This window comes from Flavobacterium sp. FlaQc-52, from assembly GCF_044007495.1.
Lineage (GTDB): Bacteria > Bacteroidota > Bacteroidia > Flavobacteriales > Flavobacteriaceae > Flavobacterium > Flavobacterium cupriresistens.
This window is the reverse complement of record NZ_JBIPCV010000001.1, coordinates 569,611-588,150: the sequence shown is the minus strand read 5'-3', so window position 1 is coordinate 588,150 and position 18,540 is coordinate 569,611. Positions and strand designations below refer to the sequence as shown.

Genomic DNA, 18,540 nt, shown 5'->3' with positions numbered 1-18,540 from the left:
TTAAAATAACATTAGAAGATAATTAGAACAAGATTAGAAGTTTAGCTTCCGGATCGTGTTGCTTTTTTGTAAAAGTTTGATAATAAGCTGTTTTAAGAAAGTGTTGGCCACTCGCTTTTATTAAAAATTATTTTTACATTTGTTTAACTTTAACTATTCTAAATAAAAACAAATGAAAAATGTATACCCTAAAGTTGCTCTTGGTTTATTGGCCGGATTAACTTTTTTTGCCTGTAGCAATGATGATAAAAAGGAGAATAACGATACTAATACTCCAACTGCTGTTACAAAAAAACAGGTGATTGCAAATTATGCAGATATCGTATATGCCAATTACAAAAAAGCATATGATGATGCGGTACTTTTAGAAACAGCGATTACCACTTTTACAACTACTCCGACAGCTGCCAATTTTACAGCTGCAAAAACAGCATGGAAAACTTCAAGAGAGAGTTACGGGACTACAGAAGCATTTCGTTTTGCAAACGGACCAATTGATGATGATAATGGACCGGAAGGACTTTTGAATTCATGGCCTTTAGATGAAAACTTTATTGATTATGTAGACGGAACTCCAGCTTCAGGAATCATTAATAATACAACTGATTTCCCGGTTTTATCGAAAAAAGTTTTAGCTGATGAAAATGCTTTAGATGAAGACGAATTAAATGTAAGTGTTGGATATCATGCTATCGAGTTCTTATTATGGGGACAAGATTTAACACTACCATCAGCCAATTTACCAGGGCAAAGACCTTATACAGATTATGTAACGGGCGCTGGAGGAACAGCTGCTAACCAAGGCCGCAGAGCTGATTATTTGAAATTTTGCGCTGATTTGCTAACTGATAATCTGGATTATTTAGTACAACAGTGGAAAGTAGGAGGTGTATACAGAGTTAAGTTTTTGGCTTTATCGGAAGATACAGCTATAAAAAATATTTACCTGGGAATTACAACTTTAGTTCTTACTGAATTGCCTGTGGAACGCATGATTACAGCTGTAGAAAACGCAAATCAAGAAGACGAACATTCTTGTTTTAGCGATAATACACACCGAGATATTGTTCTGAACATGCAAGGCGTTATCAATGTATATCAAGGTAAATATGGAGCTATTGATGGCCCGTCTTTAGAAGATTTAGTAAAACAAGCCGATAGTAAAGTTTACGATGATACCGCAACGGCAATAGCTGCATCAACTACAAAAGTGGGTGCTATTTTGATTCCGTTTGATTTAGCGATCTCGGGAGGACCGACATCTGTAGAAGGTGCAAAAGTAAAATCTGCTGCGCAACAATTGCAAAATTTAGGAGCTAATTTATTGGCCGGTGCTGTAAAAATTGGTATTATCGTTAACGGATAATCAATTTTAATGATTAATTAAAACAAAAAGTGTTCCTTTGCAGAACACTTTTTCTGTAAATAAAGATGAAGAATTTTAAAGCGTATTGGTTTGTTATTGTTTGTATTACACTTTTTAGTTGTAGTGATAATGATAACAATAATGAAGAAAGTTATATTCCTTTAACGGCTGAAGATGGTGAGCAGTTTTCTGGTGGTGAAGCAACCGTTTTTAATACCAGTGAGGAGGCCTTTGGTTTTTTCATGCCTACACTTACTTTTGACCAACAAACAGATTTTGGTGTCGGAAATTCATTTTTCAGGCAAAGCTGGGTTACCGCACCTTCTTCTACTACCGCTCGTGACGGTTTAGGCCCCTTTTTTAATGCTCATTCCTGTTCAAGTTGCCATTTTAAAGATGGACGCGGCAGACCTCCCTTGTTTGATGGGGAAGACAGAGCCGGATTGCTTTTCCGCATTTCAGTGGCAGGGCAAGATGCTAACGGAATTGGTTTTCCTGACCCGGTTTACGGTTCGCAATTGCAGGACCACGCTATTTTAGGTCAAACAGCTGAAGGTCAGTTTACCATTAGTTATCAACCTATAAAAGAGACTTTAGACGATGGGACTGTAGTGACGTTACAAAAGCCGATTTACACCATTACCAATTTAGGATATGGCCCATTAGCTACTGTTCAAATTTCACCCAGAATTGCCAATCAGATAATTGGTTTAGGATTGCTTGAAGCGATTTCTGAAAGTACAATTTTAGGTTTTGCCGATGAAAATGATACGAACGGTGATGGAATTTCCGGAAAACCCAATTATGTATATGATTTCGCCAGTAATTCAAGCAAATTAGGACGATTTGGATGGAAAGCCAATCAGCCCAATGTAAAACAACAGGTAGCTGCTGCTTTATCAGGAGACATGGGAATTACATCGAGTTTATTTCCTTACGAAAGTGGACCAAAAGGAGTTGATTTAACAACAATTCCGAACGGTGGAATGCCTGAAATTACAGAGATTAATTTAGACCGAATGGCGATGTATTCCAGTACTTTGGCGGTTCCGGCAAGAAGGAATTATACTGATCAAAACGTATTGAAAGGCAAGAAAACGTTTGAAACTATTGGGTGTACAAGTTGTCATATTCCAAAAATTCAAACCGGTACCACGCATCCAATAACCATTTTACGCAATCAGACGATTCGTCCTTATACCGATCTTTTATTGCACGATATGGGAGCTGGTTTAGCAGATAATGCAACCGATTTTAAAGCATCGGGATCCGAATGGAAGACTCCTGCTTTATGGGGAATTGGATTAATTAAAATTGTAAACGGTCATACCAATTTACTGCATGATGGAAGAGCCAGAAATGTAGAAGAAGCTATTTTATGGCACGGTGGAGAAGGGCAGAAGGCCAAAGAGAAGTACAAGAAATTAAGTGCTTCAGAAAGAGAAAATCTGTTAGCCTTTATTAATTCATTATAAAAAAACATCCGCAAGATCAATTGATTCTGCGGATGTTTTTTTTAGTTACCGATTCTATTGAGAAGTTTTGGATGCTATGTTTCTATGTGTCAAAAATATTACGCTAATTGGTTATGATTTTTCTTTAACACATAGAAACATAGATCTTGATTTACAATTTGATGTGTTTAAAGAGAATCATAATTTTTACACATAGCTTATGTGATTTTTTCTAAGTGTAACGCCTTTTTAAGCTTTGTGAACTATGTCTCTATGTGTTAGAAATAAGCGCGCCAATTGGTTATAAAATTTTCTTTAACACATAGAAACATAGATTTTGATTTGCAATTTGATAAGTTTAAAGAGAATCATAATTTTTACACATAGTTTATGTGATTTATTTTAAGTGTAACGCCTTTTTTTAAGCTTTGTGAACTATGTCTCTATGTGTTAGAAATAAGCGCGCCAATTGGTTATAAAATTTTCTTTAACACATAGAAACATAGATTTATGATTTGTTTTAAGCGTAACGCTTTTTGTTAAGCTTTGTGAACTATGTCTCTATGTGTTAAAAACAATTGTACCAACGGTTTAAAATTTAAATTCTAAAGTAGTATAAAACGTCCTTGTGTCAGAAGGGATAATTCCGGGGCCGGGATAACCTGTAGCACGACGCGTAAAATATTTACTGTCTGTAAAATTCGTAATTCCCGCTTCCAATTTCCAGTTTCTCCATTTATAAGAACTGGAGAAATCTGCAACAAAATAAGCAGGTATCTGACCCGTAATACCATCACCGATATTATTCTCTCCTGTTTTTAAATTTTCAGCATCTGTATATTGCGAAGTAACATAAGTGATTTGGATACTGGACTTGAAGTTTTTATATCCAATCCCGCTACCACTTTTAATATTAAAAAGAGGCACAAATTCTACCGAATTACCTTCAACCCCAGGTACTTCTGATTTTAGGTATTTTGAATTTGTTACAGCTACATTGGCAAAAAGATTCCACGACCAATCTGGATTTTCGTTTAGGAAGGTATTGGTTAAATTCCAATCAGCCATAGTTTCAAAACCATAGGTAAAGGCAGTTCCAATATTGTCACGGACGCGCACATACGCACCACCTATTTCGGCAGGATATTCCCCAATTTTATCATTATAGTACAAACCATAAATACTAGAGTCAAAATTAAGTATGTTTTTATACTTGCCACGAATACCAATATCTGAAGTAAATCCTTTTTCGTCCGAAATATCAGGAGATATGTACTGACCTGCATTAACGGTTCTAATATCATTAAAAGTAATTGAACGATAGTTCTGTGATATATTACCATAGAATTCAATACCGTTTTGTGGTTTGTAACTCAATCCAACACCAAACAAAACAAAATTCCTGTCTTTTACATTGTCTTCGTATTTGGTCTCATCTAAAAGGACATTTCCGGCAAGATCAAGATTTATTCTTCGGAAGGAACCGACCGCTTTTGTTTTTATTTTTTCTATTCTAAAGCCTGGCGTAATAGAAAAACTTGGTGAAATTCTAAAGATATTTTCTCCGAATAAAGAATAGTTTAGATTCGGAAAACGATAATCGGATTGGTTTGGATAAAGTGGAAATTCATCCGTTGCCAGATTAAAATTGGCGTCGCTACCTGAGCTACCCGGGCCTTGAATTCCGGTATTATTAGATTGATAATATTTGGCTCCAATTAAAAAAGTACTTGTATTTCCTTTTATTTGATATTTTTGAAGATATCTGACTTCTGTACCCCAATTCACAAAATCTCCTTTAATTAAATCCCGAACTGTTCCTTCCTTATCATTCGTTGAAATACGATTTGGACGGAATCCTACCGTTTTTCTACTGGCATCCAGACCAAATAGCTGTATAGAGAAGTCGGCATTATGGTTAAAATGATGTTTGAAACGCAAAGCAAATAAGTTCCAGTTGACACCGAACCAATTTCGGGCTCTGTTACTTTGAGTAGGGTCTTCATTAAACATTTTATCTGTTAGTCCGCCTGCCTGCTGTGCGAGGTAAGTAAAATAGGTGTAGTCAAAATGTAAGGAAGTATTTTCGGTAAACTGATAGTTTAAATTGGCAAAGAAGTTTTTACTGTCAAATCCGGAGTTCGGTCTAAAACCATCGCCTTGTTTGTAGTTGTAAAAACTGTAATAGCTGAATTTTCCATTTGTTCCGCTCAGACTTGTAAAATTAGTAAACAAACCATAAGAACCAATGGTGTTTCGGGTCACAAATTCGAATGGTTTTTTAGTTGGACTTTTTATTACAAAATTCACGAGTCCTCCAAATTGAGTTCCGTATTGTAAAGAGGCGGCACCACGCACAATCTGAATTTCTTCCAGTGCTTCGGTAGGAGTTGCATAATAACTCTCCGGATAACCCAGTACATCAGCGCTAATGTCGTAATCGTTCTGACGGGTATTAAAGTTCGCCGTTCTGTTTGGATCTAGTCCACGGCCCCCAATACTTAATTGCAGACCTCCATCTGAGCTTTCATTAATCGTAAGACCCACAACCTGTGCATAGATCTGACGAGGGTTGTTGGCCGCTTTGTTTGCGGTTATTTTATCCAAAGAAATTACTTCTGTTTTTTTTCCGGCGTAGATGGCTGTTCCTTCAACGTCTTTGAGTTTACGTAAGGCAAAAACTTTATCTCTTTCTTTTTGTACGACTACTTCTGAAAGATTGGTCATTTTATGAAGAACAATTTTAACTGTCGTAGTTGGTGCGGTAAAAGGTTCGTCTAAAGCGGCATAGTTTTCCTTGTAAAATAAAAGCGTGTAATCTCCGGGATTTGGAACTGTCAGGGAAAAATGCCCTTGCTTGTCGGTATATACTTTTTGTGTGCCAACAGTTGTAAATACTTCGACATAAGGCAATTTCTCACCATTTTGATCTGTTACTGTTCCTGCTATTTGTGTTTGTGCAAAACTACTAATCGTAAAAAGCAGTACTATAATAAGGTTAAAGTCCTTTAATTTCATCGTTGAAAGGTAAGATCCATGTTTTATGATGGAATGATTCATATTCTTTTGCGAGATCGATATTGGGATCAATGTATTGTTTGCTTAATCTTCCGTTGAGAGCAACATAACTGTCTACTCTGACTTCGGGATTGACAATACCTTGTTTTTGATAATAATCATGTAGAAAGTGGGCATACTCGAGTATAAAGTCGGGTTGGAATGCCATTTGTTTTTCCTGAAAAGACGTCAAGAAATGACGGTTATTTATCTGGATTGTCTTTTTTGTAAGACTGTCGGTTACGGTAAATTGTGTATAACCGGCTTTTTCCATTAGCATTACGCGCCAGGAGAAGCGAAATCCTTCTTCAGTCCAGAATAGTTCTCCGGGATAGAAAAGATAACGGAAAGGGAATGTCAATTGAAAAACCAGAAAGATTGTGAGTAATGCCAGTTTTGTTTTATAGAGAATAGAGAATGTCGGTTTTTTTTCTTTGCCATTGTCAAAAATGGTATAATCTAGTTTGAAAAATCGGCTTATAAAAACCAGAACTCTTTTGTGAAAACTACTTTCAAAAAAGAGGAGGGAACTGATGATCATTACATAAGGAAATACACCAATTGGAAACAAAATTTTGGTTAAAATATGAAAGACAACAACCAAAACAAAAGCAAAAAGGCGTGTGCGTCTGTACAATAATAAAAACGGAATGGTGAGATCGTATAACATCCCGGTCCAGCTAAAAGTAAAATGCACCCAATTCTGATTTAAAAAACCGCCAATCAGAGGCAAATTATGATTGGTTGGCAGCCAAATTTTTAACGGCATAGCCTGAAAGAGCCAATCTGAATTGAGTTTGGCTAAACCTGCATAGAAATAAACAATAGCCAATAACAGCTTTAAAATATCAGTGTTCCAACGTGGAATTTTCTCAAAAGCCAACTTAGGATTCCTAAAAGCATCTAGTGAAAAAGTTGCATTTGCAGGCAAAAAAATCAAAACGAAGCTAATGACCGAAATAAAATAGTAATGATTAAGATATGTGGTCTTATCCATCAATTCGATATAGGTAAAGCTTAGAAAGAAAACGATCGTTGAGAAGCGGTACAAAAAGCCTACAGCCACAAAGACAGCGGAGATCAGAGCACTGATAAAAAGAAGGTAAGTTAATGTTCCGAAAGGTTTTATCCACTCAAATCCGTAATAGGTGAAGTGAAAAAGAGGCTCGATATAAAATTTTTCGACCCAGCCATAACTCATAAACCGGAGCAAACTAAGAAGCATCATTAAACCAAACGCTAGCCTGAAAAAAGCTAGCGTTGTGGCCTGAGTTGTTTTATTAATATAGTTTTGGATATAATGAGTCATAATTAATCTCCATCACCATCTACATAATCAATTGTAATATTCAATGCCTGCATCATATCTAATTTGGTGTAGATTACATTTTTTTGCAAAGCATCATAAGAGGTTAGCATTTTTGTATTGTCATTTATAACCTGTTGAGATAAACTATTGCTTAGCGCCTGATTGGTTGTATAAATAGTAGCAAACTGTGTGTTGATGATATCGCTTAGTTTTTTTCCATCACGTGTGGCATTCACAAAATCCAAATACGATTTTAGTGATGGGCCTGTGGTTTCAGATGCAAAATATTTTCCGTTGAAAAAATCTTGTGATGCTTTTATACCAATATTCAATAAGTCTTTCGAAACATCATTTTTGTAATAAGCTTCTACTTTTTCAGGGAAAGTTGTTCCATTGGAGAATTTTCCTGCAGGAATACCCAGTTTTCCGGTTCTCACATCTTTCTCAAAATTCTTTACAAAATTATTGGTAGTTTCCGCTACAGAGGATCCTACTGAGGTTCCGTTACTTTTGATGTAAGCTTCACGATATCCGGATTTCCAGTCGGTAAGAACTGCATCACTATTTTGTTTTAATTTAGTAATAACCGCAGCTAGGTAGGTTTTATACTTGGCTGCATTTGCATTAGTGGTATAAAAAACAAGAATACCGGCATCATCGCTAGCCAGACCATTCAACAGATAATCTAAACCCGGAAAGCCCTGTCTGCTGTATTGCGAAAGTAAATCAAGGTTGTAGGTTCCTGTGATATTGGCATTGATACCATTGACATCTGTAGGGTAGGTATTGCTCATGGCATTAAAATTAATATCAAGCGCTTTACCAAAATTATAAATTGCGGTATACTGAAATGCTTTGTAGGCATCAAGCCATGCAGCACGAACTATTTTTAGGTTTGCATCATTTGGAGTGGTATTAAAAGCGGTAGCTGCGGTCTGCAATGTGGCTACTTTTGTTTGATAGTTGGTGTAACTCGGGATGATGATATTGTCGGCCCAATTGGTCAACATTGCTGTCCTGTCGAAGTTACTCTCTCCTCCGGTATCCTTATTATCATTACTTGAAGAACAGGCATAAATACCAACAATAAGACCTAGAATTAAAACTATTTTTTTCATAATCGTAAATTTTCAATATAAAAGCTATTTTATTGAGAGTCAAATTTATGTAAAATTAGTTTACTTTTGAAGCTTGCGCTACAGTAAAACCAAATTTTGTTGCAATTTGAGTAGAAATCTCATCTAGTTTTGGAGATAGTCCGTCAATATCCCATAAACCGTTTGTACCGCTTAATAATTTAGCCAACATGGCATCCACTTCAGCTTTAGTAAAGTACGGACTGTTTGTACCCGGTTTGTTTGTATAACGCAAACTCATGATAAATCCATAACCTTCAGATAAAGAGTGTAATGCTTTTGCTCCTTTGTCCCCTGCAGTTAATTTTGCTTTTCCGTCTTGAAGGTAGTAAACTGCACGTACAGCAGGAACTATCGATAAGTTGGTTTTAATAATGGCAATCTGCGCATCACGAACGGCATAGTCATTGGCGATAATGGCAGCTCTACCGGTTCTGAAAGCCAACTCAATAGCCGCTTTTGTTTTGTTGAAATCAGCATCAGCATTTACCTGATTAATATAAGAGCTCCAGTATTTAAAAACATTAGGCGTAACAGTAAGATTGTCAGTGCCGTAAATGTATCCGTAAGCCTCATCCCATGCATGTTCCATTGTAGTGTACTTAGTTCCGGCTTCTAATACTTTTTTAGTATTGTTGTCTTTATTTGAAGCCTCATCCAGTTTGTTTGTACTCAAATAGTTGTTCAGAATCTGATCTAAAAGACAAGCTCCCATCAAACCTTTCAATAAAAGTTGTTGTGGTTCCATACCGTTTGCAGCAAATACTCTTTTGCTTGTTCCGTCCAGATAAACTCCTGCAACACCTGGGGCTGCGGTAGTACCTTGTGTTCCTGCCTGAGCATCTGCAAATGAATTTTCAAATACTTCACGTACAGCAACCTGCTCGGCACTTGAACCACCTCCTTGGTTTAGTACAAAATAATCTTTAGATGCGGCTGTTTTGTCTTTTAATTGTTTTCCGGATGCATTTAATCCTGCTCCGGTGAAACGTGCATTCTTGTTAGAATACATATCAGATAAAAAGGTTTTGTCAGCCACAGTTCCGTTAGTTCCGGCATTTTTGATATAATTACCCAATTCATCAAGCATTACTAAACGAGTTGTTTGTCCTGAATAATCAACAGATGTAGCACCTTCTCTTGTAAAAGTGTAGGTTGCCGGTACCGTGTAAGGAGCGATGCCTTGTTCTTGCGGTTTATTATCGTCATCGTTTGAGCAAGAAACTGCTGTAAGCATTAAAGTCGAAAAAGATCCAAGTAAAATTAATTTTTTAACATTCATTTTTATATTTATTTAGATTGAATTAACGTATATGATTTGCAAATATATTTTAAAAATGCTATGAAGCAAAATTATTAAGAACTTATTCGTCAGCTTGTTGCTTGTTAGACGGGAAATGATGCGATCTGGATTTTGAAAATGATTTGTGCTTTGGTGCTTCGAAAGAGGTGTAATTCAACACTTTTATTCGAGGAATTAATGAAGTTAAAAAGGATGAAAAATACTTGTATGATTATAGTTCGTGGGACTAGGTTTACAGGTATTAAAATTAATTGCATGAAAAGGATTCTATGTTATGGAACAACATTTTTTGAGTACTCCATAAAAAGCAAAAATCCCAAAAGTATATTTGAGATTTTTGCTTTTAAAACAATAGTAAAAAAAGTCTACTGTGGTGTAATATCTGTTAAAGACAATGTAAACGGAATCTGTAATATTGGAACATAGCTGTCCGTTACTGAATAAGCTGTTAACATGAACGTAAATGTTCCGGCATTACTTTGTGGAGTACTGTTTAGCATCCAGGTGTTTATTCCTTCGGTGATCATGTCGGCGATAGCTTTTCCGTGATCCGCTACAGTCAATGTAGTAGGAGTAACCAGTAAAACCGGTACGTCTACAGAGAAGGTTGTAGTTGGAATGACATAGGTATAATCGCATTGCATTTTTATGGTGAATTCCGTAACAGCTGCATTGATATTTTCTGTTAAAGAATCGAACAACGCCAGCATCTGAACATTAAGGGTACGCGTTGGCTGTACCGGATAAGTAGTAGTTCCGATGGTATTAATAGCTATTGCGTTATCGGCATTTAAGAACGGAATCAATTTATTATAGAACATCACTTGCGGAGTCTGATAGATAAACAACGGATTAGTTGTTTCCCATGTTCCATCCTCATTTTGCAATAATTCTTCGTTTCTGATTACGGCGACACTGCTCCAGGCATTTTGCGCACTTAAGATATCAAGACCATTGATTAAAACAGTTCTTGAAGGATCATTGTTTCGGTCATCATACATCAAATAAACTTTCTCACCGGAGTCATTTAGTTTGTAATACAGGAATTCATTTTTCTTGCCGTCTACCAATCCAATACTATAACCATTAATTCCGACATTGATTTCGACATCAGCAGATTGTGGGTTATTGTAATCAACAGTGACAATTAGATGATCCGTTCCATCCTGAGGACTTTCGGTGATGGTATAGGCCAACGTAAATGGTGGTGCAGGTGCAGGTGTACCAACCATTGCCTTCAAGAATTGGTTTCTTGGATTGACCTGATTGGTTAGTGACCATTGTTCTGCTACTTCATTTACGATATCTATAAAGGCGAGCATAGCATAACGAGCATTAATTGCCAAAGGTGAAGTTGCTTCTAAAGTTGCAGGTGTAAGAAGTGCCAGGTAATTATCAAAATCAGCACTAATTTGCGGATAGGAATCAATAAACTGAGCTAATGCTTGGTATAACGGCAGATTCGGTGTATTTGCAGTGGCATAATAGCTCTGATTTTCATCGGTAACATTAAATTGAATTTCAGTTACTATGGTATCCTGTGCTGCAGATGGGTTTTGATACGTGTAATAGTACTCCCAAATACGAGCGTTTTGTATCGTTATGGCTTCCTGTTGGTTGGATTCGTTCACAGGATAATCAAAGTTCTGCGCAGATATTGACGGTGGTGTCGGATAGGCACGCAATGGTACCGGTATTGTGGTTTCACCAACATCGGTCATACCTGCCAATGGGCTGTCTTTGTGATCGATATCTCCATCAAGCGGAATAATAAAAGTCAACCAGGAAGAAGCAAGATAATCATCTAAATCCGGTATATCGGTAATATCAAATTCCAAATGACTTACGCTGTACTCCATATCTCCAAAAGCGAAACTACGACTTTCTGCAGCATCTTTGGCTTCAAACATATACGTCAACCAAGAGTCTCCATTGGCGGTCGGTACTTTGGCTGTTGACAAAGAGTACTCAGTAGACTTAAGAACAGTGTCAGATCCGGCAGTCGTAGGATCAAGCCCCAACATTTTTCCGTATAAGGCAGGAACGTATGGAGCCTTCGGTGGCACGTTGTTTGAATTGGCGTACTCGCTACCCGAATAGGCTGAATTTATACTGGCAGTTGTTTGTACAGAAGCAATATAACGATAAGCATTTGCTAATTGTATCAGGATTTGTTGTTTCCATTTGTCCTGCGCATTGCCAATATTTGAAGGCCCTTTTCCTGCGGTTGGTTCAATAATAAAGTCGATAGTACCTTCAATCGCTTCTGCCAGTTTTTGTTTGGCATCCAATATTAATTGTAAATAATCAGGATCTCCGGCAAAGACATCACTTGCAGTCAATAAAAAGGCAGGGACCGAATAAGACGGACTTAGGAATTTATCAACAGCCTGTAAGAACTGTAAGCCCCAGCTGTCCATGTCAATACTTGTGTAATTTTTGGTTACACCGCTATCAGCAGGATACGCTTTACCTTGTTGGTACGTTTGTATTTTAGCTGAGAAGGACTGTAAACTGGTTGCCAACGGAATAGGGGCAAAGTAGTAGACCTGCTCTTTATTGAAACCAAATTTAAGACCATTGGCACCTGTGCTGTCAAAACGCACCATCCAAAGCGGAGCATTTGCAGTGGTATCACTGTTTCCTTTGGTTAAATTGGCTCCGGTTGCGGCTTTAAGCACTATGCCTGCAGTAGGCTGATTGATAAAGGAAGCTTCAAATTGTTCCGCAAAATAAGAAAGTGCCAGCATACTGTTTACACCATTGTCTGATAAAGGTTGTATTACCGTATTGGATAAAGCCACTCCTGCAACAGTAGCAAAATTAGGATCCAAATTAGCAATACGTTTCATCGTTATACTGGTAGAAACCAATGAAATTTCGGGTAACGTTATGATGTTGCTTGTTGTTACTTCGGCATTTATCGTATACGTTGTCACTGCAGCCGGCTGTTGTCCGGCAATGATTGCTTTTAAATAAACAATAATCGGATTGATAAAATTAGTCAATAGATCAGTGGTTGTGATAACATGATCGGTTGAAGTAATTACTCCTTGTGCATTGGCCTGATCTTCTACGGTTGTAGTGTAATGAATAGCCATATCGTTACTACTAAGCTGATAGTAGATATTCATATAAGTGATCATATCGATCTGAGCGTTATTTTGCGCTCCTTCACCTACATAACGAACGGTATTGAAATTAAAATTAAGGTTGATGTTTGGTTTACTGTTTATCGGACTGAAAATGTACGATACCGATACAGATGGCCATTGGCTTATCGCTATAATTGCATCGGCATACAATAACTGCATTGATGCATTTAACGGAGTGGTTCCGTTAGGCGGCACATTCCCAAACATATCCTGCCAGTTCAATACCATTTGTACCGTTGTACCTATGCCCGCATACGGATTCGGATATAACGGATCTGTACCTGCAGGTTGGATGTATTTGTAGTAAGGCACCACCGCATTGTAGTTCCAATCTTCAACATCAACATTGGGTGAAGGGGTTCCGTTTTTGGTATTCGCAATGGCATCATCATCCATCGAATCTACCGGTCCTGCAGGTGTTGGATTGATATAAGCCGGTATGGCCGGAACTGTTAATCCGATCAGATTGAATTGCGTTTCCAGATAGACTTTGTCTTCTGCTATTGTTGGTACCGGTTGTGTCGGAACATAATCCCCTGGGTTTTTACGGGTCACTTCATAACCGACTGTTCCCGGTAATAAAGTGGCGACACGGGTAGTGTATTGTTGTGCAGCTGGCGCGGTATCCGGTGACTGTACATAAACAGAAGTATTGGAAGTATCAATAGAATCCCCTATTACAACACTGTTCACAAACGGACTTAGTATGAGGTCATCGTAAGTTACTACCAATGCCAGATTCGCTACTCCGTTACCTGCAAATAAGGTATCAGGTAATCCTTTATTTTCACTGTTATTGTAATAGAAGTTGAAGCCGCCACTGCGAACAATACTGCATTCCCATAAGAGTTTAATAAAGTCTCCGGCACCGTTTAGCGTATTGTAATCCCTCACAGGAGCCTCGACAAAAGCAGCACTGAAAAAGGCTTCTGCCGGATTGGTTTCTGTTGAAAGGTTGGCTTGTACGATAGCAGTTTTAAAACCACCATTGGCATCCGATATATAACCACCGTTTGAATCTGTTGTCGGATCAGGCTGATACAATATCTGAATCTGCTGTATGGTTTTGCTTCCATCTTTATCACCATGTGTATTGAGGTAAGTCAACAGTTCTTGTAAATAAACTGTTCCTGCATCATCGGCACCTACCAAATTGTACATGTTATTTGATAATGGCGTTACTTGTCCGTCGACTGCTGTAATTTTCTGTAATGAAAAATTAACAACGGTACCCCAAGTGTAATTATTGACTTTTGCCTTGGTAGTTCCTGTACTGGTTGTGGTCAGTGTTTTGACATCAAAAAGCCAGTCTTTTCCATCCGAAAAGATAGTGGTTAAGTTAGACGGTAATTTCCATAAGTAAGGTTTATTGTCTACGCCACTGTAATAATCTCCCGGATATTGCCATAACGCCGGAGCTCCCAATGAGAAAGTTTGCGGTGTATCATTATAATTGATAAGTGCAGCTGGTCCGTACGAAAGAGTAGGCGACAATGTAATCGCTGCCACATCATGTATGTGCTGAATCTCGCTGTCATTAATCGTTATGGTAAGCGTATTATTAGTACCGGATACCATAGTAATCCAGGCCACATTTGGATTTTGCAATAAAAGTGAATATTGATCACCCGCTTTCAACGTAGACGGAATCGCAATCTGCTGACCTGTCAATACATACAAAGGTTGTGTGATTCCTTTTGCTGCATCCGGTGGTTGCGGTAAGCGTAAACCATGAAGCATAAAACGAGACGCCATACCTCCAATTCCCTGTACACTATCAGCTACTGCGGCGGTAACTACATCACTTACTTTACCTTTAAGAGTATCTTGTTTGGTCAGATAATCGGAGGCAGCCTGAAGTGCTTGTTTCGCCAATAACGCTACAAAATCGGTAAAGATAAAGGTAGGGAAGGAAAGGTTATGCTGCTCCTCATAAGTTGGATCGGTTACATTACTGCAATCGGTCGAATCATAATATTCTGCTGTAATACCGGACTGGTAATCTACTCCGGCTGAAGCTAGTAATACTGTTATGTCACTGATATAATTTTGAGTACCGGTCATGTTTTGGGTAGCAAAATTTACAGGAGTACCACCAGTGCCGTTCAGATTTGTGTTCAGAATTAACTCCGGTACTACAGGGAAAACTGCAGCATCCATACTTCCGCTTTGTGTAGCATCAACTGCACGGATATTTAACTGGAAGTACGTACTGAAAAAAGTTTGTATATCATCATGCGCCGCATTTATATAATTGAATGGCGCTACATTATTAGGTCTTGTATTAAAATAGCAAAGCAAGATAGCAATTTGATCTGCTGTGATTTCTTGTGCTTTTAACCAATCCAGACCGGTATTTTCACTTGTATTACCAATTAGAGCATTAATTGCCCAGTATAACACACCTTCTGTCAACGAAGAAAGACTATTGCTGTTAACATCTGTATTGATATAAAGCATAGAAGCATATTGCGGTCCTGAAGCTCCCGTTTCTCCCGATACCGTAAGTTGCGGGAAGAATAGTAAATCCAAAGGGACTTTTGAAGCGGGTTGAATTGGTTGCCATTTCAGAACTATTGGCGTTGTGGTCAGGCTTAACAGTCTTGCATTTCTGCTACCCATGTCTAGTGCCGCTATAGCATTTGATCCTTTTACCGGACAATTAATCCATGGCGCATTATACGAGGTGTCGCTACCAATGATAAACGAGGCACTGATCGTAGCGCTAAAGTGTAAGGATACTTTAATAGAGAATAAACCTAAATTAATTTTAACGGTAAGTTTTACCGAAACACCTGCTTCAAAAGTAATTGGTATTGGTTTGTAACTTTCAATGACCATCGTGATATAGGCATAGGCCATGATATCTAATCTGGCCGATATAATGGCAAAATTAATTTCACCATAGATATGTCCTGTCAGACCAAAAGTTCCCGTGATTTTATAATAGGTTTCGTCATGGGTATCCCGAGAAGTATTAGCACTGAAAAAGCCTAATACACCCTGAAAAATACCAACAGCAGTAAGCGAAAGACCAGCCTTCATTATACCTGAATCAACCGTTTTACCAACTCCTAAAGAAAGTCCTAAACCGAATTCAATAACAGGATTGAAAACCCCGCAAGTAGTAGTCGGTACATTGCTCGATGTAGCTCCGCTCAGATAACCGAAATAGAATCCGCCGAATCCCAGAAAAGGGAATACCTGCACAGAGAAGGAGCGGGAGAAATCGGTGATACTGGCCGGGAAGCCAAAGTCCAGATAAAAATTACCATTGGTGTATACTTTTACTCCAATAATAGGAAGCGTAATCGATACTTCTCCAAATTCGAGATGTCTGAATTGATCTGGCAATTGCAGATCAATCTGATACATTCCGATCGAGTCGTTTATTTTTTTATAAAGAATTTCAAATTGAAGGTTTTTAAAAGCTCCCGCGTCTTTACTTACGCCAACTAACAATCCATACATGTTAGGGTCGTTAAAAACCGCAGCGATACGATAAAATTTAGCCACCGTAAAGTCAGCTCCAATGAGCCAGTTGCTGTTCTGATCAAATATCAACGTACCCGGTTTGGTACTTGCAGCGGGTACCGGTATAGCAGTCGAACTTTCGTCTGATGTGGTGGTGAATGCTGCTCCCAATGCTGTAATAGCCGCGTCTACGGAGTCGAGACTTGGTACATCATACATCGTAACATGCTGCCCCATAGCGAGTAATTTCAAATCAAAAAACTCACTACCCATTCCCGGTACTGCCGGCATTTTGGTAGCATCACTTCCTTTACCGTCTTTTTGTAATGGGGAATCGGGTAAGATTGGAAGACCTAAGAAAGTACCATCAATAAAGATGTAAACACCACTGCCGCCAATAGAATCGTCTTTGGTGATTTTAAGGGCTTTTATATTAATGAAGCCTAAGTCTACTTTTATCGGTATACTGGCTTCAATAGTGCTTTTTGCAGAAGTTTTGTATCGGGTGTATTTAAATTCAAAATCGGAGAGATCGATGCTGTTTAATATACTCCATGGTGAAGACAAACTGAAGCCCGGGCTGAAGGTGCCAACCAAAGTGCTGACAATTTCGCCCAATGAAATTTTATCAAATTTAATATCGATAATATCATTTTCTGTACCGCTTGTATAGGTAATGGTACTGGCAAATTCGGGTATTTTTAAATAGACTTCTGTGTCTGCTGTACCAAATTTATAACCAACTATAAAAGTCAGTCCAAGCATTTGTTTGGCATCTGCTATTCCTGTGATGGTTCCTGACGTTTTGCCATCCGTGTAAGTAATATCAACATTAGCACTCAGTTTCAAATCAAAAGAACTGTATTGTAAATGCCAGGCGACATCTCCTTTTACGTTGTAAGTGGATGATTTCGCTTTATCATTCGGCAAAATATCGGTAAAGTTTACGTTACTGATACTTGGCAGATTATCTTTTACCCAACTAGGAATGGTGTCATAACCCATACCAAAAGCTTGTAAAAAGGTAACAGCAATATCTCCTAATGAAATAACCTGATCGGTTCCGGTACTGGCGCCAAAGGTCCAGCCCTCACCGGTGTAAGCCGCGTAGATACTTAGATCAACTCCGGTATCAGGTGTTGAAGGCCCTATATGAAAGACACCATTTATCAGACCGGTAGCAGTTCCTTGCATACTGCTTATTTCAAAACCTAAGCCAGTCATGGTAAAACTTAAATTAGGGCTTTGCAAGGTAAAGAAGGTCCAATCCGCAAGAATGTTGCAGCTCAATGTATATTCTTTTGTATTTGGATCTATATCCATTACAAAGGCATCAATTTCCGAGTGTAAATCAATTTGCACTATCGGAAGGAACATCGTTAATAAATCCCCCAATTGAATGGTTCCTTCTATTAATCGCGCTCCCATTGTAAAGGGAGGATAGAAAGCAGATGCCGCAATGGTATTTGGATATTGGTTTGTTGCAGGGTCTTTGTCCCCTATATTAAAATAACCGGTTATTTGCACATCGGTATCCCGCAGTGCTGAGTCTCCGGGATAAGAAACAGTGAGACCAATCTCAAGATTGTTTAAAGTTAAGTTACTCAATAACAACCAAGGCTGACTCGTTTGCGCCGTTACTCCTATAGAAGATATGATACTTTCAGTTGCATCATAAACCATACTTATCTGACTGACACCGATGTCTGCAAATGCGTTTAAAGGTGCAGGTAGTGCATTAGAAATAGTAACCCCTCCAATGAGTTGGGAGAAATAGGAAATACTTGGATAAGTTGTTTCAAAATTAGCATTGAGCACCCACTCGTTCAATGTTATAGGTAAATCCATTGAAAGTTTTAGTGGAAGTCCAATGTTAATTTCTCCCCCTATACTTCCTGTCACGGGTGATTGATCGTTGGCAGCATTTACCAGTACAAAAGGTTTACCGATAGAAAACCAACTAACTCCGGCTATGTCCCATGTTCCATCTATTAACAATCCGTTCAATTCAGATACTAAAGTCGTGTTTGGCTGTATAAAGTCCATTTCAATCGGAAAATCTATGATGCCCAGAATGGAGGCCGATCCATTTTTTATAGAGACCGTTTTCCCGTCAGCTGACTTTTCGACGGTGCCATTATTGATTATGAAAGGTTCTTTGGAAGTAAGTTTTAAATAAAAATCAGCAATAGGACCACTAGAAAGCACTCCCGGTACCAAGTTAAGGTGTCCAGATGAATTGGCATTTACCAGTTCTGTATATAGTTCATCAAGTGTCATTAGTCT

The 18,540-nt window shown here is 38.2% G+C and carries 7 protein-coding genes; 2 read left to right on the top strand and 5 right to left on the bottom strand.

The window, feature by feature from the left end:
* Nucleotides 1-172: 172 nt before the first annotated feature.
* Both ACHRV5_RS02550 and ACHRV5_RS02545 read left to right on the top strand, forming a co-directional pair.
* Nucleotides 173-1,366, top strand: coding sequence for an imelysin family protein (locus tag ACHRV5_RS02550; RefSeq protein WP_047777481.1), 1,194 nt, complete (start codon nt 173-175; stop codon nt 1,364-1,366).
* 65 nt (nt 1,367-1,431) lie between these two features.
* Nucleotides 1,432-2,841 (top strand): di-heme oxidoredictase family protein, encoded by a 1,410-nt coding sequence (locus tag ACHRV5_RS02545; protein ID WP_395425631.1) that lies wholly within the window; start codon nt 1,432-1,434, stop codon nt 2,839-2,841.
* 570 nt (nt 2,842-3,411) lie between these two features.
* Here ACHRV5_RS02545 and ACHRV5_RS02540 read toward each other — a convergent pair.
* The 5 genes from ACHRV5_RS02540 to ACHRV5_RS02520 form a co-directional block, all read right to left on the bottom strand.
* Complete coding sequence (locus ACHRV5_RS02540; protein ID WP_395425630.1) at nt 3,412-5,838, bottom strand: TonB-dependent receptor domain-containing protein; 2,427 nt, start codon at nt 5,836-5,838, stop codon at nt 3,412-3,414.
* A complete protein-coding gene (locus tag ACHRV5_RS02535) occupies nt 5,819-7,186 on the bottom strand; it encodes an HTTM domain-containing protein (RefSeq protein WP_395425629.1) in 1,368 nt (455 codons plus the stop codon). Before ACHRV5_RS02535 ends, ACHRV5_RS02540 begins: the two co-directional genes overlap by 20 nt.
* 2 nt (nt 7,187-7,188) lie before the next feature.
* Entirely contained in the window at nt 7,189-8,304 is a 1,116-nt protein-coding gene (locus ACHRV5_RS02530) for an imelysin family protein (RefSeq protein WP_395425628.1), read from the bottom strand.
* Between the two features lie 55 nt (nt 8,305-8,359).
* Nucleotides 8,360-9,604, bottom strand: a complete 1,245-nt coding sequence (locus ACHRV5_RS02525; RefSeq protein ID WP_395425627.1) for a DUF4856 domain-containing protein — start codon at nt 9,602-9,604, stop codon at nt 8,360-8,362.
* A gap of 386 nt (nt 9,605-9,990) precedes the next feature.
* Complete coding sequence (locus tag ACHRV5_RS02520; RefSeq protein ID WP_395425626.1) at nt 9,991-18,534, bottom strand: hypothetical protein; 8,544 nt, start codon at nt 18,532-18,534, stop codon at nt 9,991-9,993.
* Nucleotides 18,535-18,540: the final 6 nt, after the last annotated feature.

Bases quoted from the DNA above. Each gene is read 5' to 3' on its own strand.
- ACHRV5_RS02520 (WP_395425626.1), bottom strand. From the start codon at position 18,534: ATGACACTTGATGAACTATATACAGAACTGGTAAATGCCAATTCATCT.
- ACHRV5_RS02525 (WP_395425627.1), bottom strand. From the start codon at position 9,604: ATGAATGTTAAAAAATTAATTTTACTTGGATCTTTTTCGACTTTAATG.
- ACHRV5_RS02545 (WP_395425631.1), top strand. From the start codon at position 1,432: ATGAAGAATTTTAAAGCGTATTGGTTTGTTATTGTTTGTATTACACTT.
- ACHRV5_RS02550 (WP_047777481.1), top strand. From the start codon at position 173: ATGAAAAATGTATACCCTAAAGTTGCTCTTGGTTTATTGGCCGGATTA.
- ACHRV5_RS02540 (WP_395425630.1), bottom strand. From the start codon at position 5,838: ATGAAATTAAAGGACTTTAACCTTATTATAGTACTGCTTTTTACGATT.
- ACHRV5_RS02535 (WP_395425629.1), bottom strand. From the start codon at position 7,186: ATGACTCATTATATCCAAAACTATATTAATAAAACAACTCAGGCCACA.
- ACHRV5_RS02530 (WP_395425628.1), bottom strand. From the start codon at position 8,304: ATGAAAAAAATAGTTTTAATTCTAGGTCTTATTGTTGGTATTTATGCC.